The following is a 21,047-nucleotide window of genomic DNA, read 5'->3' on the forward strand; positions in this document are numbered from 1 at the left end:
TTGCGCGCGAACGGCTCACCGCGCGACCTTCCCGGCGTCCACCATGCGACGGTGCTGCTCGTCCGCCACCGCCCGCGCCACCGGCTCGGGCCTACCGCTCGTCCCGGCCGAGAGGTAGGTGGCCGTGTTGGCTCCGGTACGTACCACGGTGATGGCGACCGGGGCGTCCTTTCCGGCCTCGTCCCGCATGAGGAAACTCACGGACGCGTCGCCGACCGCCAGGTTCCGGCCCGGCGTGATCGCCAACGGTTCCCGGTCGCCCGCCCCGTCGATGGCCGTGAAGCCACGGCAGACCGCGACCGCCCGGCGCAGTTCGGCCAGCCAGCGCTGCGCGTCCCCGACCCGGTACGCGGCCAACAGGAGCTGGCTCAGCGTCCCCTCGCCCGTGCCGCTGAGGTCGCCCTTGGTCAGGCTGGCCGAGGTGTAGGCGGTGCGCGGGTACTTCGGCCGGGAGCCGAAGGCGTCGACGATCGGCCGGCACTCGGCGCGGTCGGCGGCGACCGTGGCGTCGGCGGGCAGCGCGTCCTTGGGGCCGCGGCGCACCGTGTAACCGGCGACGGAGCCCTGGGTGAGCAGCGCCCGTTGCAGTTCGGCGCGGGTCAACGGCCGGGTGCGCGAGGCGCGGCCGGGCCCGCCGCCGGCCTCGTCGGACGCCTCGGCCGTGCCGGAGGGCGGCGGGGTGCCGCCGCTCCCACCGGGCTCCCGGCCCGTCCCGCCGCCCGCCGCGCTGGGCTCCCCCGTGCCGCCCCCGCCCCCGGAGTCCGCCGAGCACGCGACCGAACACGCCAGGGTGAAAGAGAGCAGAACGGCCACCGCGCCGCGCCGGATGTGTGTACGCATGAGCCGCACTTTCTCAGCCATCGACCGCGATCGCACGACTCGCCGACACGTCAGCGACTACCTGTCACGCGACGGTGACGTACCGGACAGGATCCCCCATCGGGCGCACACCTGACTTCCGCACCACGCGTCCCATTTGGCAGGCTGACCCCCGCAACAGGGGGATTGCACCTGGAGGGAAGCACCACCATGCACACCGCACAGGACAGCGGCGAGGCCGCGCCTACACCGGGCGATCCCCGGTTGAGCTGGAGCAGCTCCGACGGCCGGGACCTGCCGCCGCCGTTACTGCACCGGAGGGACGGCATCCTGCCCACCGTGGCCGCCGCGCTCTCGGTGCGCGGCCAGACGCTCACCTGTACCGCGGGCAAGGCCGACCAGCCGCCCGCCCTGCACCCGCTGGTCCAGGACTTCCTGGACACGCTCGGCACCGCCCAGCGCGAGCGGTTCACCGGCCGCTGCCCGGAGGCCATCCTGCTCTCCCGGTTCCTGACCCACGCCGAGGCGGGCCGCAGCAAGCGCGCCTCCCGCAAGCCGCTCACCCCGGGCGAGGCCAGGCGCGCGCTCAAGCAGTCGAAGATCACCGCGCGGCACATCCGCGAGGACGGCGACCCGGCGCACGGCTCCTACGCCCCGCCCTGCCGCTCCTGCGCGCCGCTGCTGGCCCAGTTCGGGGTCCGCGCGGTGGACGTCGCGGCGCCGACCCCGGCCGGGTCGCTCAGGAAGCGAGGCTGAACCCATGCGTGCCTTCGACCGTACGGCCGCCACGCGCTTCCCCGTCGGCGTCGACGCCGCGCTGCGGGACGCGGGCTGGACGCCGGGCCGTTGGGACATCCGACAGGCTGAGACCTGGGCCGACGCGCTGCGGGCGCACGTCTCGCCCGGCGGGCACCGGCACATCATCTTCCCGGCCGCCGTCGAGGCGTGGGCCGAGTTCGGCGGGCTGCACATCCAGCCGCCGGGCGCCGGCCGCCACCTCGCGCCCACCCCGTTCCGCATCGACCCGCTGCACGGCCTGCACCTAGCCCGCACCCTGACCGACCTCGGCCGGGCGCTGGGCACCGAGGTCTGCCCGCTGGGCCAGGAGGCGGACGGCCAAGCGCTGTTGACGATCGACGCCGAGGGCCGGGTCTACAGCCTCGACCACACCGGCGACTGGTTCCTCGGCGGCGACATAGACCGGGCCCTGGACACCCTCGTCACGGGCGTGCGCCCCACCCGCCTGACGGTCGGCGGCACGTGAGGGTCGCGGCACCTGGGGGTCGGCGACGGGTGGCGGCCGGCGGCGCCTGACGCCCGAATCGGCGCGACGACCGACGGCGCACGACCGACGCCGTACGCCCGCGCTCGCACCGGCGCGGGCGGGCCTACCTGTCGGCGGCCGGCCCCCTGCGGGCGACCAGCAGGCCGTTCACGCCCGCCGCGACCCCGCTCGCCGTCGGCACCCGCTCCGTGCTGGCGAACCCGGCCCGCAGCCGCATCCGTTCGTACGCCGCGCGCGAGGAGTCGCGTCCGCCCGCCCCGTGTTGACCAGCATGTGCGGGCTCATCAGCGCCGCCGCGCGCGGCCCGTCGGACCGGGTCGCTCAGAGGGACCCGCGGCCCTCCGCCGGTTCGGCGACCGACTCGCTGACCGCCCCGGCGACCAGCCCACCCGCCGGCTCGGCGACCACTCCACCCGCCGGCTCGGCCACCACTCCAGCCACCGGTTCGGCGACCGGCTCAGGCGCCGAACCGGGCACTGGCTCAGGCACCGCCGGCCGGCGTGCCGGCTGGTCCGGCACGGTCTCACGGGCGGGCTGGTCCGGCACGGTCTCGCGGGCCGGGCGGGCCGTCCGGTCCGGCAGCACCGCCGAGACCCGGAAGCCGCCCGCGTCCGTCGGCCCGGACACGAAGCCGCCACCGAGCGAGGCCACCCGCTCGCGCATGCCGACCAGGCCGTTGCCGCCGCTGGGCAGGCCCGCGTCCGCGACGGCGCGGTCGGACGGGCCGTTCTCCACCAGGACCGCCACCTCGCCGGCGCGCCGCGCGAGGCGCACCCGGGTCCGCGCGCCCGGCGCGTGCTTGTGCACGTTGGTCAGGCCCTCCTGCACCACGCGGTACGCGGTGGCCTCCACCGCCGGCGCGTACGCCTGCTCCTCGCCCTCCTCCAGGAACTCGACCACCATCCCCGCCGCGCTGGACTGCTCGATGAGCCCCGCGAGTTCGCGTAGGCACGGCCCCGCGAGCGAGTCATCGGGAGCCCGCCGCGTCCCGGCGGCGTCCGCGCCCCGCTCGGCGCCCGGGGCCGCGCCGGCGTGGCCCGCGGCCGATGAGGCGGCGGACGCGGCGGCGGCCACCGAGGCCAGCGGCAGCGGCTCGGTGGCGCCGGCGTGGCCCGCGGGCTGCGCCTCGTGGGCCCGCAGGACGCCGAGCATCTGGCGCAGTTCCGTCAGGGCCTGCCGGCCCATGTCGCCGACCAGGGCCGCGTTCTTCGACGCCTTCTGCGGGTCCTTGAGCGCCACCGCCTGGAGCGCCGCCGCGTGCACGACCATCAGGCTCACCCGGTGCGCCACCACGTCGTGCATCTCGCGGGCGATCCGGGTCCGCTCCTCGTTACGGGCCCACTCCGCGCGCTCCTCGGCCCGGTCCGCCAGCAGCGACAGTTCGCGCTCCAACCCGTCGGCGCGCTCGCGCAGGCTCTCCACGAGCCGCCGCCGCGCCCCCACGTACAGCCCGGACAGCACCGGCGGCAGCGTGATGCCGACCGCCATCAGCGCGGCGACCAGGCCGGCCACCCAGAACGGCGGGTGGTAGCCGTCCTGGGCCATGTCCTGCTGGAACCTGACGACCGTGACGATCAACGTGCCGCTGATCGACATGCCGGACAGCACGCCCGTGATCCGCCGCGGCAGCCCGGACGCGGCCATCGTGTACAGGCCGATGATGGTCAGCAGCACGCCCATCGAGGCGGCCGAGGCCGCGATGGAGACCAGCACCACCGCTATCGGCCAGCGCCGCCGGACCACGAGCACGGCCCCCACGAGCACGCCGAGCAGGACGCCCGCGCCGCCCGGAATGCCCGCCTCACCGGCGAAGTCCAACCCTTCGAAAACGCACTCGGCCACCGACGCGAGGGCTATCGACACGTCCAGCACCATGCTGCGGCGCCGTTCCCACCACCACGGCCCACTCGGCGCGCCCCGCGCGCCCGGCTCCATGGCTTCCCCCGTCGTCGTCATACCTGCCAGCGTACGGGTGGGTGCCACTTGTTTTCCGTTCGAACGCGCACCCCGGAACTCGGGCGATTTCCGGATCGAATGCGCTTCCTCGTGCGAACCACGCGAACGACGCCCCTATCCCCGCGAAGCGCCTGCGCCGGGAAACGGGCGGAGAGGAAGGAGAGAAGGAACGGGAGAGATCGGGGAGAGATGAGGAAGAGACGCGGGAGAAGCGAGGAGAAGAGAAGAAGGGGTGCGGAGGAGGGTGGGGAAGAAGGGGGCGGACGCGGCCGGCGGCGCATCGCGGGCCCCGCGCGCACCCCGCGCACCGTGGGGCTTTACTCTCGCATCGAGGGCGCCCGGTACGGCATAGTGTTGGGGGCCGAGCGGCCAGCCGAAGCGGGAGCCCGGTTTGGCCAGTCTGACCATCCCCTGTGGTGTAATCGGCAGCACAGTGGCCTTTGGAGCCATTTGTCCAGGTTCGAGTCCTGGCGGGGGAGCCCACATCCTCGTACGCGATCCCCGGTCCCGGCCCTTTCCGCCGGGACCCGCCCGCATGTCGCCTCCTATACGCACCGGTATCCTTCGGATGTCCACCTCCCGAAAAAGCCGAAGGGTATCCCCGTGAGCGCCAACCTTCCCCGCGACGTCGGCACCGCTCGAAAAGGGGATATCCCACCCGCGGCCGTCGTCGTCCTGGCGGCCGGTGAGGGCACGCGGATGAAGTCGACCACCCCCAAGGTGCTGCACGCGATCTGCGGTCGCTCCCTCATCGGTCACGTCGTCGCCGCCTCCCGCGAACTCACCCCCGAGCACCTGGTGGTCGTCGTCGGGCACGCCCGCGACCAGGTCCGCGGCCACCTCGCGGAGATCGACCCGGACGTGCGCACCGCCGTGCAGCACGAGCAGAACGGCACCGGGCACGCCGTGCGGATGGGCCTGGACGAACTGCGGGCCAGCGGCACCGCGCTGGACGGGACCGTGGTCGTCGTCTGCGGCGACACCCCGCTGCTGACCGGCGCGACGCTGCGCGCGCTGGCGCGCACCCACGCCACCGACGGCAACGCGGTGACCGTGCTGACCGCCGAGGTGCCCGACGCCACCGGCTACGGCCGCATCGTGCGCGACGCGGCCAGCGGCGCGGTGACGGCCATCGTGGAGCACAAGGACGCCAGCGACAGCGAGCGCGCCATCCGGGAGATCAACTCGGGTGTCTTCGCGTTCGACGCGCAGCTCCTCACCGACGCCCTCGGCAAGGTCCGCACGGACAACAGCCAGGGCGAGGAGTACCTGACCGACGTCCTCGGCATCCTGCGCGAGGCGGGGCACCGGGTGGGCGCCTCCGTCGCCGCCGACCACCACGAGATCGTCGGCATCAACAACCGCGTCCAGCTCGCCGAGGCCCGCAAGCTGCTCAACGAGCGGCTGCTGCGCGAGGCGATGCTCAGCGGCGTCACCATCGTGGACCCGGCCAGCACCTGGGTGGACGTCACCGTCACCTTCGAACCGGACGCGCTGGTGCACCCCGGCACCCAGCTCATCGGCGCCACGCACGTGGCCGCGCACGCCGAGGTCGGCCCGCACACCCGCCTCACCAACACCACGGTCGACGCCGGCGCCACGGTCAGCAACACCGTCGCCGACGGCGCCCGGATCGGCGCGGGCGCCACCGTCGGCCCGTACGCCTACCTGCGCCCCGGCACCGACCTCGGCCCGAAGTCCAAGGCCGGCGCGTACGTGGAGATGAAGAACGCCCAGGTCGGCGAGGGCTCCAAGGTGCCGCACCTGTCGTACGTCGGCGACGCGACCATCGGCGAGTACAGCAACATCGGCGCCGCCAGCGTCTTCGTGAACTACGACGGCGAGAAGAAGCACCACACCACCGTCGGCTCGCACTGCCGTACCGGTTCGGACAACATGTTTGTGGCTCCTGTCACGATTGGGGACGGGGCTTACACCGCCGCCGGGTCGGTGATCACCAAGAACGTGCCCCCGGGTTCGCTCGCTGTCGCCCGTGGGCAGCAGCGGAATATCGAGGGTTGGGTGGCTCGAAAGCGCCCAGGAAGCGCCGCCGCGCAGGCCGCTCAGGCCACCGCTCAGGAGCCTGAGTCCGATCAGTGAGCGTGCGAGTGGTACGCCAAGTGGGGCGTACCGTGGGGAAACGCACGCGAAGTGAAATCCAAGGAGATCTGCTGTGACCGGGATCAAGACGACCGGCGAGAAGAAGCTGATGCTCTTCTCCGGCCGCGCCCACCCCGAGCTGGCCGAGGAGGTCGCCCAGCAGTTGGGCGTCGGCCTGGTCCCGACCAAGGCATTCGACTTCGCCAACGGCGAGATCTACGTTCGCTTCCAGGAATCCGCACGCGGTGCGGACTGCTTCCTGATCCAGAGCCACACGGCTCCGATCAATAAGTGGATCATGGAACAGCTCATCATGATCGACGCGCTCAAGCGGGCCTCCGCGCGCAGCATCACGGTGATCGTTCCGTTCTACGGCTACGCCCGCCAGGACAAGAAGCACCGCGGCCGGGAGCCGATCTCGGCCCGGCTGATCGCCGACCTGTTCAAGTGCTCCGGCGCCGACCGGATCCTCACCGTGGACCTGCACACCGACCAGATCCAGGGCTTCTTCGACGGCCCGGTGGACCACCTGTTCGCCCTGCCGCTGCTGGCCGACTACGTGGGCGCCAAGGTGGACCGCTCCAAGCTGACCGTCGTCTCCCCCGACGCCGGCCGGGTCCGCGTCGCCGACCGCTGGTGCGACCGGCTCGGCGCCCCGCTGGCCATCGTGCACAAGCGGCGCGACCCGGACGTCGCCAACCAGGTCACCGTGCACGAGGTCGTCGGTGACGTGCGCGGCCGGGTCTGCGTCCTGGTCGACGACATGATCGACACCGGCGGCACCATCTGCGCCGCCGCCGAAGCCCTGTTCGCCAACGGCGCCGAGGACGTCATCGTGACGGCCACCCACGGTGTGCTGTCCGGCCCCGCCGCCGACCGCCTCAAGAACTCGAAGGTCAGCGAGTTTGTCTTTACCGACACCCTGCCCACGCCGAGCGAGATCGACCTCGACAAGGTCACCGTCCTGTCCATGGCGCCGACCATCGCGCGTGCCGTCCGCGAGGTCTTCGAGGACGGCTCCGTCACCAGCCTCTTCGACGAGCAGGCGTGACCTCACGCCGGGCCGCTTAGCCCGGCGAACCCTCGGGTCCACCGCAGAGGGCCGCTCCCCCAGACCGGGGAGCGGCCCTTTCGCGTGTCCGGGCGCGGTGCGTGCGCGTACGGGCCAGGTGGGGGGGGCGTACGCGCGGGGGTACGCCCACGGGTCGACGTGCGGCCCGGCGTACGGGCGGGCTCGTGGTCGGGGGTCGGCGGTCGGCGGGCGCCGGCGCGTGGCGCGCCGCCTCAGCGCGCGCCGGCGCGCAGCGCGTCCACGGCGATCCGGGCGGCCGTGCCGATCACCGCGTCGGCGGCCGGCAGGGTGATGGCGGTGCTGGCGGAGCGGGTCAGGACGGCGACGGCGTACCGGCCCCCGTCGGGGTACTCCACGACGCCCGCCTCGTGGCGCAGCGTGGGCAGGGTGCCGGTCTTGCCGGAGACGCGCACGTCGTCGAAGGGGAAGCCGGAGGCGAGCCGGTGGCTCCACGCCTGGAGGCCGAGGACGCGCCGCAGGAGCCTGCCGTGTTCGCCGGCGCACACCTCGTCGCGCCAGACCGCGGCGAGGAGCGCGGTCAGGTCGCGGGCGGTGCTGTGGTTGGTGTGCGCGGGGTCGAGCACCCGCAGCCTGGCCAGGGTCGCCGGCTCAACCAGCGCCGCGACCCCGGCCGCGCCCGCGTCGGCGGTCATCGACGCGTACAGGTCGCGCATCATGTGCACGGCGCGGGTGTCGCGCAGCCCCAGCTCGGCCATGGTGCGGTTGACGGCGTCCAGGCCGACCCGGTCCCAGAGCACGTCGGCCGCGGTGTTGTCGCTGACGGCGATGGACTGCGCGGCCAGGTCCCGCAGCGAGAGCCGGGCCGGGTCCAGCATCGCCGCGAGCCCGGTGGGCCCCTTCGTACGCTGCCCGGCCGGCACCTCGACCTGTTGGGTGAGGTCGATCCGGCCCCGGGCCGCCTCCCGGAACACCGTGCTGACCAGGCACAGCTTGTGCACGCTCGCGGTGCTCATCAGCGCGTCGGCGCCGAGCCCCAGCTCCGCGCCGGTGTCGATGTCCCGGGCGTGCAGCAGCCCGGTCACCCCCGCGTCGGCGAAGGCGTCCCTGATCCGGGCCACGGCCCGCGTCGCCCCCCGGACGGGCGGCCCCGCGGGCCCCGGCCCGGCACCGGCGGCCGACGCGGCACCGGCCCCGGACGCGGAGGCGCCGGCCCCGGACGTGAGGGGTTCGGCCCCGGGCGCGGGGGCGCTGGGCTGGTCGGCGCCGCGACCGGGGCGGCCGGGGTCGTGGTCGGTCACAGCGGGAACTCCGATGCGGGACGGGGGTACAGCGGCCGGGCGCGAGTCTCCTCCTCGGCGGGCGCGGGCGCAGCCGGCGGCCCGCCCGGGCCACCGCTCGCGTCCGTGCCCGAGCGGCCCTCCTCGGTGGTGCCGGCGCCCGGCTCCGGGCGCGGCCCGGGGCCCGGGGCCGGCGCGGGCGCCGCACCGGCGCGCGGCGCGGAGGCGGCGTCGAGCGGCGCGCCGAGGGCCGCGCCGTCAGCCTCGCCCGACCCGGCGCCCGCGCCCGGGGTGGGCGGCGGGCCCGCCGTCGGTGGCGGGCCCGGTGGGCGGTCGGGCAGCATGCCGGCGCCGGCGCGCAGCGCCTCGTACGCCGCCTCGGCGAACCGTCGCACCGCGGGGCTGTCCCGGTCCCGGGGCCAGGCCGTGGAGGTGCGCCAGGTCAGCGGCGTGCCGGCGAGCGGGCGCCACACCGCGCCGGGCTGGCCGGCGGCGCTGGGCAGCAACGCGACGGCCGCGCCGGAGAGCACCAGGGCCTGGGCGAAGTCGCCGCCACGGGCCTCGTGCACGGCGGCCGGGGTGCAGCCGTGCCGGGCGGCGCGGGTCAGCGTCTCGTCGTACAGCGACGGAGCCGTGGCGCGCGGGAAGAGGACCAGGTCGCGGCCGGTGAGGTCGGCGAGCGGGACGTGGGGCGCGGCGGCCAGCGGATCGTCCGCGCGCAGCAGCACGCCGAGCGGCTGGTGCAGCAGCGGTCCGAAGTCCAGCCCCTCGGCCGGGCACGGGTGGCGCACGATGCCGGCCTCCAGGGTGCCGACGGCCAGCTCGCGCACCTGCTGGATGGTGGTGAGTTCGCGCAGGTCGAGGGTGCTGCCCGGGGAGCGGTCCTGGTAGCCGGTGAGCAGCGCGGCGACGGTGGGCCCGCCGAGGTCGGGCGGTACGGCGGCGCGCAGCGTGCCGGCCGCGCCGTCGCGTACCCGGGCGACGACGGAGTCGAGCCGGTCGGCGGCGGCGAGCAGCGCGTCGGCCTCCGCGCGCACGAGCCGCCCGGCCGGGGTGAGGGACACGCCGCGGCTGCCCCGGTCGAAGAGGCGCACCCCCAACTCGCGCTCAAGGCGTTGGATGCGCTGCGACAGCGAGGGCTGGGCCAGCCGCAGCCGCTCCGCGGCGCGGCCGAAGTGCTGCTCGTCGGCCACGGTGCGGAAGTAGCGCAGATGCCGCAGCAGGTCCATGAGCGGCAATGATAGGCAGATGACTATGGCTTTCCTGGCGATAAGGGTCTTGGACTGGCGGGCCCCCGTTCTGTTCTGCTGCCGCTGAGGGCGCCGCGTTGGCGGCGTCGGCGCGAAGGCGGCGACACGAGGGGAGGCCGGGGTGCGGACGTACCGGGCGGGGCGGCGGAGACGGCGCGCGGGGGTGGCGGCGGCGATCGCCGCGGTGGTGGTGGCGGGCGGCGGCACGTGGGCGGTGGCCGAGTGGAACTCCGGAGACGGCGGCGCGGGCGGCGCGCGGGAGGCGGACCCCCGCGCGCTGCGCACCGCGCGGGCCTTCCTCGACCACTGGGCGGCGGGCGACCTGACGAAGGCCGCGTCGCTCACCGACGCGCCGGAGCGGGCCGAGACGACGCTGCGGAACTTCACGGCGGGCCTGGACATCGAGCGCCCGTCCTTCGTCGCCAAGCGGGCCACAGCCGACGGCGACGACGGGGCCAGCGTGCCCTTCGCGGCCAAGCTGCCGATCAGCGGGCTCGGCACCTGGCAGTACCGCTCGGCGCTGCCGCTGGTCCGCGCGGACGAGGGCGCGGGCAGCGAGGGCGACCAGGACGGCGGGGGCGCGGCCGGCTGGCGGGTGCGCTGGGAACTCGGGCTGGTCCACCCCAAGCTGACCGACGAGGCGAAGTTCCGCCTGGTGCGCGAGGAGGGCACGCCCGACGTGCTCGACCGCGACGGCGGCAAGCTGTCCGGCACCGACCACCCGTCCGTAGCCCAGGCGCTGGGCGTCGGCGGCGGCAAGCCGCGCGGCGCGGTGCAGCTCATCGACCGCGACACCGACGAGGTACGGGGCACCGAGGCCCGGTTCGGCGGGCCGACGAGCGCGCGCGGGCCGGTCCGTACGACGATCGACCCGGCCGTGCAGCGCGCCGCGGAACGTGCGCTGGAGCGGCACGCGAAGGGCCGCAACGCGGGCCTGGTGGCGCTGCGCATCGCCGACGGCGAGGTGGTCGCGGTGGCCAACACGCCCGCCGGCGGCTTCAACCGCGCCTTCCTCGGCACGTACGCGCCCGGCTCGACCATGAAGGTGATCACCTCGGCGGCGCTGCTGAACAAGGGGGTGGTGGCGCCGGACGACGTCGTGGACTGCCCGAAGTACCTGACGGTCGGCAAGCAGTTCCACAACGTGGAGACGTCCGAGATCCGCGGGGCCACCTTCCGCGAGGACTTCATCCACTCCTGCAACACGGCCTTCGTGAGCCTGCGGGACAAGCTCGGGGACCGGGAGCTGACGGAGTTCTCGTCCACGTACTTCGGCATCGGCCAGGAGTGGTTCACCGGCGCGCCGTCCTTCGACGGCGAGGTGCCGGTGCCCGGCGACGAGACGGAGAAGTCGGCCGCGCTGTTCGGGCAGGGCAAGCTGCGGGCGAACCCGCTGGTGATGGCCTCGGCGACGGCCACCGCCGCCTCCGGCACGTTCCGGATGCCGCTGCTGGTGCGCGAGGGCGGCACCGCGCGCGAGGGCGAGGCCCCGCGCACCGAGGAGCTGCCGCCCGACGTGGTGCGCACGCTGCGCTCCCTGATGCGGGACACGGTGACCGACGGGACGGCGAAGGTGCTGGCCGACCTGCCCGGCGAGGTCGGCGCCAAGACCGGTACGGCCGAGGTCACCGAGGAGGGCCCGAACAACGGCTGGCTGGTCGCCTACGACGACGAGATCGCCATCGCCTGCGTCGTGGAGGGCGCCCAGCACGGCTCGGACTCGGCGGGCCCGGTGATCCGCGACGTGCTGGCGGCGACGGACTAGCCCGCGAGGACCCGGGCCCGCCGGGCGGGTCTGCCGGCCGGGCCCGGCCGTGGGATTCCGGGACCGGTGCCCGGCCGGGCGTGGGGTTCGGCCGGGCACGGGGTTCCGCCAGGCACGGGGTTCGACCAGGCACGGAACCCGCCGAATTGGTGAGCCGTGTGCCGCCGGGTAGCATGGGTGAGTTGCTCGGCGAGGGAGGCCCTGTTCCGTACAGGCCCATCCGTTATCGACGCGCTCTTCGTAGCAGGTCTGTCGTAGGCCGAGTAACGGCTTCCAGATCCCTTTTCTACGAGGAGTGCAGCAATGGCTGAGGTCAAGGTTCCCGTACAGCTCCGCAACGAGTTCGGCAAGGGCGCCGCCCGCCGTCTCCGCCGCACCGAGCACGTCCCCGGTGTCATCTACGGCCACGGCGCCGACCCGGTGCACGTCGCGCTGCCGGGCCACGAGCTGATGATGGCGCTCAAGACCCCGAACGTGCTCATCGCGCTCGACCTGAACGGCAAGAAGGAGCTCGTCATCCCCAAGGCGGTGCAGCGTGAGGCCATCCGTGGCTTCCTGGTCCACGTGGACCTGCTGACCGTCAAGAGCGGCGAGAAGGTCACCGTCGACATCCCGATCCACACCGAGGGCGACCTCGCGCCGGGCAGCAACCTGCTGGAGCACCTGCTCAACTCGCTGCCCGTCGAGACCGAGGCCACCCACATCCCGGAGTCGGTCACCGTCTCCGTCGCGGGCCTGGACTCCGGCCACTCCGTGCTGGCCAAGGACATCACCCTGCCCGCCGGCACCACGCTGGCCGTCGACGAGGACACCGTCGTGCTCCAGGTCGTCGCCGCCCAGGCCGAGGCCCCGGCCGAGTCCGAGGGTGAGGGCGAGGGCTCCGAGGGCTGAGCCCAGGAGTCACCCCGACACCCCTGCGGTGTCACCCCGCACCACACCGCCGCCGCCGTTCCGCCCCCGCACCCCGGGCCGGGCCGGCGGCGCGCGGCGTCCGGGGCCCACGCGGTGGACGACTCGCCCGGCCCGCTACGGTTCTCACGCGCCCGCCACCCGCGCGGCGCCCCGCAGCCCAGCCGCCCCACCTCACCCCACGCACCGGAGAGCACGCAGATGAGTGACACAGACGGCCCCTGGCTCGTGGTGGGCCTGGGCAACCCGGGCCCCGAGTACGCGGCCAACCGGCACAACGTGGGCTTCATGGTGGCCGACCTGCTCGCGGAGCGGATGGGCGGCCGGTTCAAGGCGCACAAGGCCCGGGCCCAGGTCGTGGAGGGACGCGTCGGCCCGCCGGGGCCGGCGAACCGCCGCGTGGTGCTGGCCAAGCCGATGTCGTACATGAACCTCTCGGGCGGCCCGACGGCCGCGCTCAGCGACTTCTACAAGGTGCCCGCCGCGCGGATCATCGCCGTCCACGACGAGTTGGACATCGACTACGGGGCACTGCGGCTCAAGTGCGGCGGGGGCGACAACGGGCACAACGGGCTCAAGTCGCTCACCAAGTCGTTCGGCCCCGACTACTTCCGGGTCCGCTTCGGCATCGGCCGCCCGCCGGGCCGGATGGACGTGGCGGCGTTCGTGCTCAAGGACTTCTCGTCCACCGAACGCAAGGAGTTGGACTACTTCGTGGACCGCGCGGCCGACGCGGTGGAGGCGCTGATCCTCGAAGGGTTGGAGCGCGCGCAGAGCACGTACAACTCGTGACGTAGCGCCGGCCACCACGGCCTGCCGGGCCGGCGCACGCCCATGACCTCGGGCCGAGCCCACCGGGCGGGGGCATAGCGGACATGTGGCCACCGTTGCTACCGAGACGTAACCCGCGCCTTGACGCGGCCGGCCCACAGGCCCAAGGATCGCCGCCATGGTGCCGACCGGAACGAACTCCGAGCGCCCGGCGCACGGCGCGACCCCCGCTCCCGCCCGCGCCGCCGCGGCGGGCCGCATCCCCGCCCAACGGGTCGCGCCCACCGCCGAGACCGGACCCGCTCCCGGCTCCGCTCCCGCGCCCGACCCCGGGCACGCGCCGGCCGCCCCCGCCCCGCCGCCGCGCCGGACGACCGGCCGCGCCGCGCGCCGTGGCCGGTTGCGCCGGGCCGGCGAGAGCGCGTACGGGTTGCTGCTGCTCGGCCGGCACGTGGTGATGGCCCTGATCGTGCTGGTGGTGCTGGCGGCCGGGGTGTGGACGTCGTGGGGCACGGCCCAGCACGCGATGTTCACCAAGGGCAAGGAGCGCGGCACGCTCACGGTCGCCGCCTGCCACGACGACTGGTGTACGGGCCCCTTCACGGCGGGCGCCGCGGGCGCGGACCATCCGAAGGTACGCATCGACGCCACCGTCACCGACGGCAAGGGCCAGCGCATCCCGGTCGTCCTCAAGCCCGGCACCCACGACGCGGTCCGCACCGGCCTCCCCGGCCTCCTCTACGCCTGGGTCCCCCTGGGCGGCGCCCTCCTCCTCGCCTCCGTCCTCCTAGCCGGCGCCCTCCGCCTCCACCGCCCGGCCTGGGCGCTGGGCCTCGCGGGGGTGGGGGTGCTGGGGGCGGCGTTCGTGGTGTTGTGAGGGTGGGGCGGGCCGCGGAGGGGTCACGCCCGCAGCGCCCATAAATGGCGGAATATCCGCACAACCCCTCGCGCGCGGTGCCATAGTCCCGGCATGATCCGCACCCTTTTCCGGCGAAGACGCCCGTGGGGCGCCGCCGCGTTAGTGCTCACCGTCGCCGCCATCCCGCTCACGGCCCAGGCGTTCAAGAAGTCCGACGACGCGCCCCGTGCCGCCGCCTGCACCACCTCCACCCCCTTCGTCTCGGGAACCGCCGGCTACCACACGTTCCGCATCCCCGCCCTGGTCCGCGTCGGGGACGATCTGCTCGCCTTCGCCGAAGCGCGCCGTACCAGCGCCGCGGACCACGGGGACATCGAGGTGGTCAGCCGGCGTTCGACCGACGGGGGGTGTCGCTGGGGGCCGCTCGCCCGGGTCGCGGACAACGGGCGGAACGTGGCCGGCAATCCCGCCCCCGTCGTCGACCCGGCCAGCGGGGACATCGTCCTGCTCACCACCCGGCAGTCGGGCTCGGTGACCCAGCCGGAGATCGAGGCGGGCGGCGTGTCGCCCGGCGACGGCCGGCGCGTGTACGTGCAGCGCAGCGCCGACGCGGGGGCGACCTGGTCCCGGGCCACGGAGATCACCCGGAGTGTGAAGCCAGCCGGGTGGCGCTGGTACGCGACCGGCCCGGGGCACGGCATCGCCCTCACGCAGCGGCACCCGGGGCGGCTCGTGGTGGCCGCCAACCACACCACGGCGCGCGGCTCCGGCGCCCACCTGCTCTACAGCGACGACCACGGCCAGAGCTGGCGCGTGGGCGCCCTCGACCACCACACGGACGGCAGGCTGCGGCCGGACGAGAACGCCGTCGCCGAACTGCCCGACGGCCGGCTCTACGTCAACGCCCGCGACCAGGGCGGCAGCCATCCCGCGACCCGGCTCGACACGTACAGCGCCGACGGCGGCACGCGCTTCACCGCGCCCTACCAGCCGCGTCCCAAGCTGGTGGCGCCCGTCGTCAAGGGCGCGCTGTTGCACGCCGACGACGCCGCCTGCCCGGCCCTGCTCTTCTCCGCCCCCGAACACCCCCGCGAGCGCCGCCATCTGACGGTCCGGCGCAGCACGGACGCCGGCCGCACCTGGGCGCGCGAGGCCGTGGTCGCCGCCGGGCCCGCCGCGTACTCCGACCTCGCCCCGACCGGGCGCGACGAAGTCGCGGTGCTGTACGAGACCGGCGCCACCAGGTCCAGCGAGCGGATCGAGCTGCGCCGCCTCACCCTGACGTGCCGCTGAGGCCCACGGGTCGCGTAGTACGCCGGGGCGTCAGGGCGCGGCGCGTCGGAGTCACGGCGCGGCGGGGCCGGACGCGGACCGGGCCGGCCCCCGAGGGGAGCCGGCCCGGTTCGACTGCCGTACGCGTGTCGTACGCGCGCGCTCAGCCCGTGTTGCGCAGTCCGGCCGCCACGCCGTTGACGGTGAGCAGCAGGGCGCGGGCGAGCAGCGGGTCGGGCTCCTCGCCGCGCTTGGCGGCCTCGCGCTGCCGGTGCAGCAGGGTGACCTGGAGGTAGGAGATCGGGTCCAGGTAGGCGTCCCGGACGCGGAAGGTCCGCTTCAACGCCGGGTTGGTGTCCAGGAGTTCCTTGCCGCCGGTGATGCGCAGCACCTCGCGGACGGTCAGCTCGTGCTCGGCCTCGATGACCGAGAAGACGTGCTTCAGCTCGTCGGGCACGAGGGTGTCCACGTAGTGCCGGGCGATGCGCAGGTCGGTCTTGGCGAGCGTCATCTCGACGTTGGACAGGAAGTTCTGGAAGAAGTGCCAGTGCTCGTGCATCTCGTCGATGACGGTGTCGAGCCCGGCCTCGCGGGCGGCCCTGAGCCCGGAGCCGACGCCGAACCAGCCGGGCACGATCTGCCGCGACTGGGTCCAGCCGAACACCCACGGGATGGCCCGCAGTCCGTCGAGACCGGCGCCGCTGTCGGGGCGGCGCGAGGGGCGCGAGCCCAGGTGCAGTTCGGCCAACTGGTCGACGGGGGTGGAGGCGAAGAAGTAGGCGGGCAGGTCCGGGTCGTCCACCAGCGCGCGATACGCGTCGTGCGCCGCGTCCGAGACCGTGTCCATGGTGGCGTCCCAGCGGGCGAGCGCCTCGTCGGACTGGCGCGGCGCGGTGTGCAGCGCGGACGCCTGGAGCGTGGCCGCCACCGTCAGCTCCAGGTTCTCCCGGGCGAGGGAGGGCACCAGGTACTTGTCGGAGATGACCTCGCCCTGCTCGGTCACCTTGATCTCGCCCTCCAGGGTGCCCCAGGGCTGGGCGAGGATCGCGTCGTGGGTGGGGCCGCCGCCGCGCCCGACGGTGCCGCCGCGACCGTGGAAGAGCCGCAGCCGCACCCCGTGCCGGTGCGCGACGTCACGCAGCCGGCGCTGGGCCCGGTGGATCTCCCACTGGCTGGTGGTGATGCCGCCGAACTTGGAGGAGTCCGAGTAGCCGAGCATGACCTCCTGCGCGTCGCCGCGCAGCGCGACCAGGCGTCGGTAGGAGGGGTCGGCCAGCATGTCGTCCAGGATGCGGTCGGCCTCGCGCAGCTCGTCCGTGGTCTCGAGGAGCGGCACGATGCCGATCTTGGCCCAGCCGGCGTGCAGGTCGATCAGCCCGGCCTCGCGGGCGAGCACGGCGGCGGCGAAGACGTCGTCGGCGCCCTGACACATGGAGATGATGTACGACTCGATGACCTCGGGCCCGAACCGTTCGAACGCCTCGCGCACGGTGCGGAACACGCCGAGCGTCTTGGCGCCCGCGGCGTCCAGCGGGGCGGGGGAGGGCGCGAGCGGGCGGCGCGAACGCAGCTCCTTGGCGAGCAGCTTGCGCCGGTAGTCGCGCGGCATGTCGGCGTACCGCCAGGACTCCTCGCCGAGCCGGTCGAAGAGCTGCCCGAGGGCGTGGTGGTGCGCGTCGGCGTGCTCGCGTACGTCCATCACGGCGAGCTGGAGGCCGAAGGCGGCCAGCGTGCGGATGGTGCGCTCCAGGCGGCCGTCGGCGATGAGCTGGCCACGGTGCTGGCGCAGCGAGTCCTGGATGAGCTGGAGGTCGGCGAGGAGTTCCGCGGTGCCCAGGTAGTCGCGGCCCGCCTGGTGGGCGGTGCCGGCGGCGAGCCGTTCGCGGGTGTTGATGAGCTTCTGCCGGACGCAGGTGGCCTTGAGGCGGTACGGCTCCTCGGCGTTCAGCCGCTTGTAGCGGGGGCTGATCTCCGGCAGGTGGTCCAGGTCCGCCTGGAGGGAGGCCAGCAGTTCCTCGGTGGCCCCGCCGTTGCGGATGGAGTTGGACAGGGCCGCCCGCAGGTCGTCCACGGCCCGCATGGCGTCGGTGATGCCGTGCTCGTGCTGGAGCAGCAGCACGTCCCAGGTGACCTCGGGGGTGACGTTGGGGTTGCCGTCGCGGTCGCCGCCGATCCAGGTGCCGAAGGTGAGCGGCCGGGTGCCGGCGGGCAGCGGGGAGCCGACGCGCTCCAGCTCGGCGGCGAGGTCCTCCAGGACGTCGCCGACGGCGTTCGCGTGCAGCTCGTCCAGGTAGTAGACGGCGTTGCGGGCCTCGTCGGCGGGCTCGGGCCGGGCCACCCGCAGCTCGTCGGTCTGCCACAGCAGGTCGATGTTCTCGGCCAGCCGCAACTGGGTGCGGCGGCTGTCGCCCTCGTCGGCGAGCCGGTCCAGGAGGGAGGCGACGCGGCGCAGCTTGTTCAGCACGCTGCGGCGGGCGGCCTCGGTGGGGTGCGCGGTGAAGACGGGCCGTACGTTCAGGTGGGCGACGGTCTCCCGCAGGTGCTCGGGGTCGGCGTCCTTGAGCTGGTCGGCGGTGCGGGCCAGGATGCCGCCCTCGGCCGCGCGGTGGGCCCGCAGCTCGCGGCCACGGTGCACCTGCTCGGTGACGTTGGCCAGGTGGAAGTAGGTGGAGAAGGCCCGCACGAGCTTGGCGGCGGTCTCCAGGTCCGTGGCCTCGAGCAGCTCGGCGGCCGACTCGCCCGGCTGGGCTTCGGCGTCCTTGCCCGTCCCGGTGGTACGGGTCAGGGCGCGCACGCGCTCCACGAGGTCGAGGAGGTCGCGACCCTCCTGGCGGACGAGGGTCTCCCCCAGCAGGTCCCCCAGGCGGCGGATGTCCGCCCGAAGGGCCGCGCCCTGCCGGGTGGCGTCCGCGGCGCTCGCGGCACCGTCCGCGGGGTTGGTGTGTTCGGGGACCAGATGGGCGTTGCTGGCGGTCTCGGCACTGCTCACAGGTGCGGCTCCTCGCGAGTACGAGCACTTTGGGCGATTTTGCGGACCGCGCTGTCCGACCGCACCAGGATAGGACCCCTGGTCGCGGGCGCTGCATCGCCCGTTGTCCACAGCCCCCTTGTCCTGGGTCGCGGCCCTGCCATACTTACGTAGCCGTAGGTTACGTTTGCGTAGCCGTGTCCCGACCCCCCTGAGGGAACCCATGACTGCAAGCCCCGACGTGATCGACGACGTGCCAAAAGCCCCGGAATCCTCTCTTCCGACCGCGACGCTGGGCGGTGACAGCAAGGGGTCGATCGAGCAGATCACCCTGATGGTGTTCATCGTCGTCCCCTTCGCCGCCCTGCTGGCGGCGATCCCGCTGGCCTGGGGTTGGGGGGTCAGTTGGCTGGATCTCGGACTGCTGGTCGCGATGTATTACATCGGTTGCCACGGCATCACCATCGGGTTCCACCGGTATTTCACGCACGGTTCATTCAAGGCGAAGCGGCCCCTGCGGATCGCCCTGGCGATCGCCGGCTCGCTGGCCGTCGAGGGCCCGCTGGTCCGCTGGGTCGCCGACCACCGCAAGCACCACAAGTTCTCCGACGCCGAGGGCGACCCGCACTCGCCGTGGCGGTACGGGGAGAGCGTCCCGGCGCTCATGAAGGGCCTGTGGTGGGCGCACATCGGCTGGATGTTCAACGAGGAGCAGACCCCGCAGCACAAGTACGCGCCGGACCTGATCAGGGACCCGGCACTGCGCCGCATCTCCCGCCAGTTCGTGCTGTGGACGCTCGTCTCGCTGGCCCTGCCGCCGCTCGTCGGCGGCCTGGTCACCTGGTCCTGGCAGGGCGCGCTGACGGCCTTCTTCTGGGGCTCGCTGGTGCGGGTCGCGCTGCTGCACCACGTGACGTGGTCGATCAACTCCATCTGCCACGCGGTGGGCAAGCGCCCCTTCAAGTCCCGCGACCGCTCGGGCAACGTGTGGTGGCTGGCGGTGCTCTCCTGCGGCGAGTCCTGGCACAACCTGCACCACGCGGACCCGACGAGCGCCCGGCACGGCGTGATGCGTGGCCAGATCGACTCCAGCGCCCGCATCATCCGCTGGTTCGAGAAGGCCGGCTGGGCCTATGACGTGCGCTGGCCCACCGAGAACCGGCTCGACGCCCGCCGCACGGACGCCACCGCCGATCGGGTGAGGGAAACCGCCGGCGCGGCATGATGGAGGACGTGGCGATCGACAGCAGTACCAGTAGCAGCAAGAGCCGGTCCGCGAGCGCGGGAGGCCGGCGAGCGCGGCGCGTCCGCATGACGGGCAAGGAGCGCCGCGAGCAACTGCTGGACATCGGTCGCACGCTCTTCGCCGAACGCGGCTTCGAGGGCACCTCGGTGGAGGAGATCGCGGCCAAGGCCGGGGTCTCCAAGCCGGTGGTCTACGAGCACTTCGGCGGCAAGGAGGGGTTGTACGCCGTCGTCGTGGACCGCGAGATGCGCCAACTCCTCGACATGGTGACCGGCGCCCTGACCGCCGGGCACCCCCGCGAACTCCTGGAGCAGGCGGCCTTCGCCCTGCTCGACTACATCGACCAGTACACCGACGGCTTCCGCATCCTGGTGCGGGACTCCCCCGTGGCGCAGTCGACGGGCACCTTCGCCTCGCTGATCAGCGACATCGCCACCCAGGTCGAGGACATCCTGGGCCTGGAGTTCAAGGCCCGCGGCTTCGACGCCAAGCTGGCCCCGCTGTACGCCCAGGCCCTGGTCGGCATGGTGGCCCTCACCGGGCAGTGGTGGCTGGACGTCCGCAAGCCCAAGAAGGCCGAGGTCGCCGCCCACCTGGTGAACCTGGCCTGGCACGGCCTCGACGGCCTGGAGCCCAAGCCCCGCCTGATAGGCCACCGCAAGAACTGAGCCCCACCTCGCTGGCACCGGCCCCGCTCCCCCGCGTCTCGTACGACCGGGGGGCGGGGCTTTCGCGTGCTGGGGCCGGCCGCTGAAACGGATCTCCTGGCGGGGCCGGCAGTTAGGCTGAAGGAGATAGGGGGAAGCCGTGACCGCCGAGCCAGTCGACTGGATGCATCCGCCAGCTCAGGGCTGGACCTGTGAGCAGGTCAAGAACCTGGATCTGCCCTTCGACTGGGAACTGGTGGATGGGGCGATCGTGGTCCGGGGCATGACCTGTCAGTGGCACGACACGGTGCGAGATGAGCTGTACTTCGCGCTGCGCGGTGCCCGCTCCGCCCCCTTCGCCGTCAACGCGCACCGCTGCGTCCTGGTCGACGCGTACAACCCCCCGAAGCCCGATGTGGTCGTCTTCGACCGCACCGGGCTCGACTTCTTCTCGCTGGAGTGCGTACCCGTGACGGCGGTGGCGCTCGTGGTGGAGGTCGTCTCGCAGCGCTCGCGCCGCGAGGACCGGTTCCGCAAGCCGGCGATGTACGCGGAGGCGGGTGTGCCGTACTTCTGGCGGGTGGAGCGCGGCGAGGACGACGCGCCGGTCGTGCACGAGTTCCACCTGGACGCGCGGACCGGCGTGTACGCCCCCGCCCCGGCGGGCCCCGTGCACACCGACGTGCTGCGCACCGACGTGCCGTACCCGGTCGAGATCGACCTGCGCCGCGTCTTCGACGCGTAGCCCGCGCCCCCGCCCGCCGGGCCCGGGGCCCGCACAGCGCCCGGCCAGGGCTGCCGCAGCCCGGGTCGTGGTCGGGCGCCGGGCGCACTTCCCGCGCGCCCCGCGCGCCACGTGCCCGTCCGCGCCCCCGCACCTGCCCGCCCGG

16 protein-coding genes, 1 tRNA gene and 1 pseudogene are annotated in these 21,047 nt (G+C 74.0%); 13 read left to right on the top strand and 5 right to left on the bottom strand.

What is annotated here, in order from left to right; all coding sequences use genetic code 11:
- Positions 1 to 15: 15 nt before the first annotated feature.
- Entirely contained in the window at positions 16 to 840 is an 825-nt protein-coding gene (locus AC3CHW_RS11895; protein ID WP_488470424.1) for a hypothetical protein, read from the bottom strand.
- 189 nt (positions 841 to 1,029) lie between these two features.
- Between AC3CHW_RS11895 and AC3CHW_RS11900 the strand changes: the two genes are divergently transcribed.
- A complete protein-coding gene (locus AC3CHW_RS11900) occupies positions 1,030 to 1,575 on the top strand; it encodes a YwqJ-related putative deaminase (protein WP_187061991.1) in 546 nt (181 codons plus the stop codon).
- Between the two features lie 4 nt (positions 1,576 to 1,579).
- Entirely contained in the window at positions 1,580 to 2,083 is a 504-nt protein-coding gene (locus AC3CHW_RS11905; protein WP_176163710.1) for an SUKH-3 domain-containing protein, read from the top strand.
- Positions 2,084 to 2,680: 597 nt separating this feature from the next.
- On the opposite strand, the pseudogene AC3CHW_RS11910 reads toward AC3CHW_RS11905, so the two are convergent.
- Positions 2,681 to 4,060, bottom strand: a pseudogene (locus tag AC3CHW_RS11910) (sensor histidine kinase); the annotation flags it as partial.
- Positions 4,061 to 4,467: 407 nt separating this feature from the next.
- Here AC3CHW_RS11910 and AC3CHW_RS11915 point away from each other — a divergent pair.
- The 3 genes from AC3CHW_RS11915 to AC3CHW_RS11925 all read left to right on the top strand — a co-directional run bounded on the left by AC3CHW_RS11915 (position 4,468) and on the right by AC3CHW_RS11925 (position 7,211).
- Positions 4,468 to 4,539: transfer RNA gene (locus AC3CHW_RS11915), tRNA-Gln, on the top strand.
- A 172-nt stretch (positions 4,540 to 4,711) separates the two neighbouring features.
- Positions 4,712 to 6,160, top strand: a complete 1,449-nt coding sequence (gene glmU, locus AC3CHW_RS11920) for a bifunctional UDP-N-acetylglucosamine diphosphorylase/glucosamine-1-phosphate N-acetyltransferase GlmU (RefSeq protein WP_398612229.1) — start codon at positions 4,712 to 4,714, stop codon at positions 6,158 to 6,160.
- 73 nt (positions 6,161 to 6,233) lie between these two features.
- The gene (locus AC3CHW_RS11925) at positions 6,234 to 7,211 is read left to right on the top strand and encodes a ribose-phosphate diphosphokinase (protein WP_383707699.1); all 978 of its coding nucleotides are present in this window, start codon (positions 6,234 to 6,236) and stop codon (positions 7,209 to 7,211) included.
- Between the two features lie 233 nt (positions 7,212 to 7,444).
- Here AC3CHW_RS11925 and AC3CHW_RS11930 read toward each other — a convergent pair whose 3' ends face one another.
- Together AC3CHW_RS11930 and AC3CHW_RS11935 are read right to left on the bottom strand one after the other, a co-directional pair.
- Complete coding sequence (locus tag AC3CHW_RS11930) at positions 7,445 to 8,311, bottom strand: serine hydrolase (RefSeq protein WP_488471023.1); 867 nt, start codon at positions 8,309 to 8,311, stop codon at positions 7,445 to 7,447.
- Between the two features lie 176 nt (positions 8,312 to 8,487).
- Entirely contained in the window at positions 8,488 to 9,699 is a 1,212-nt protein-coding gene (locus tag AC3CHW_RS11935; protein ID WP_488470425.1) for a LysR family transcriptional regulator, read from the bottom strand.
- A 184-nt stretch (positions 9,700 to 9,883) separates the two neighbouring features.
- Here AC3CHW_RS11935 and AC3CHW_RS11940 point away from each other — a divergent pair, with 184 nt between their 5' ends.
- The 5 genes from AC3CHW_RS11940 (at position 9,884) to AC3CHW_RS11960 (ending at position 15,317) form a co-directional block, all read left to right on the top strand.
- Positions 9,884 to 11,485, top strand: coding sequence for a penicillin-binding transpeptidase domain-containing protein (locus AC3CHW_RS11940; RefSeq protein WP_488470426.1), 1,602 nt, complete (start codon positions 9,884 to 9,886; stop codon positions 11,483 to 11,485).
- Positions 11,486 to 11,788: 303 nt separating this feature from the next.
- Positions 11,789 to 12,376, top strand: coding sequence for a 50S ribosomal protein L25/general stress protein Ctc (locus tag AC3CHW_RS11945; RefSeq protein WP_398612223.1), 588 nt, complete (start codon positions 11,789 to 11,791; stop codon positions 12,374 to 12,376).
- 219 nt (positions 12,377 to 12,595) lie between these two features.
- Entirely contained in the window at positions 12,596 to 13,186 is a 591-nt protein-coding gene (gene pth / locus AC3CHW_RS11950; protein WP_187060105.1) for an aminoacyl-tRNA hydrolase, read from the top strand.
- 157 nt (positions 13,187 to 13,343) lie between these two features.
- Positions 13,344 to 14,042, top strand: a complete 699-nt coding sequence (locus AC3CHW_RS11955; RefSeq protein WP_488470427.1) for a hypothetical protein — start codon at positions 13,344 to 13,346, stop codon at positions 14,040 to 14,042.
- Between the two features lie 93 nt (positions 14,043 to 14,135).
- Entirely contained in the window at positions 14,136 to 15,317 is a 1,182-nt protein-coding gene (locus AC3CHW_RS11960) for a sialidase family protein (protein WP_488470428.1), read from the top strand.
- A 142-nt stretch (positions 15,318 to 15,459) separates the two neighbouring features.
- Here AC3CHW_RS11960 and ppc read toward each other — a convergent pair whose 3' ends face one another.
- Complete coding sequence (gene ppc, locus AC3CHW_RS11965) at positions 15,460 to 18,252, bottom strand: phosphoenolpyruvate carboxylase (RefSeq protein WP_176166362.1); 2,793 nt, start codon at positions 18,250 to 18,252, stop codon at positions 15,460 to 15,462.
- Between the two features lie 235 nt (positions 18,253 to 18,487).
- Between ppc and AC3CHW_RS11970 the strand changes: the two genes are divergently transcribed.
- From AC3CHW_RS11970 to AC3CHW_RS11980, 3 genes are all read left to right on the top strand, one after another.
- Positions 18,488 to 19,489, top strand: a complete 1,002-nt coding sequence (locus AC3CHW_RS11970; RefSeq protein ID WP_459250955.1) for an acyl-CoA desaturase — start codon at positions 18,488 to 18,490, stop codon at positions 19,487 to 19,489.
- Entirely contained in the window at positions 19,489 to 20,178 is a 690-nt protein-coding gene (locus tag AC3CHW_RS11975; protein WP_398612227.1) for a TetR family transcriptional regulator, read from the top strand. The genes AC3CHW_RS11970 and AC3CHW_RS11975 overlap by 1 nt, the downstream gene beginning before the upstream one ends.
- Before the next feature lie 139 nt (positions 20,179 to 20,317).
- Positions 20,318 to 20,902, top strand: a complete 585-nt coding sequence (locus AC3CHW_RS11980; protein ID WP_488470429.1) for a Uma2 family endonuclease — start codon at positions 20,318 to 20,320, stop codon at positions 20,900 to 20,902.
- Positions 20,903 to 21,047 lie beyond the last annotated feature (145 nt).

It is taken from the genome of Streptomyces sp. MGP-BFMKR1, assembly GCF_057766585.1.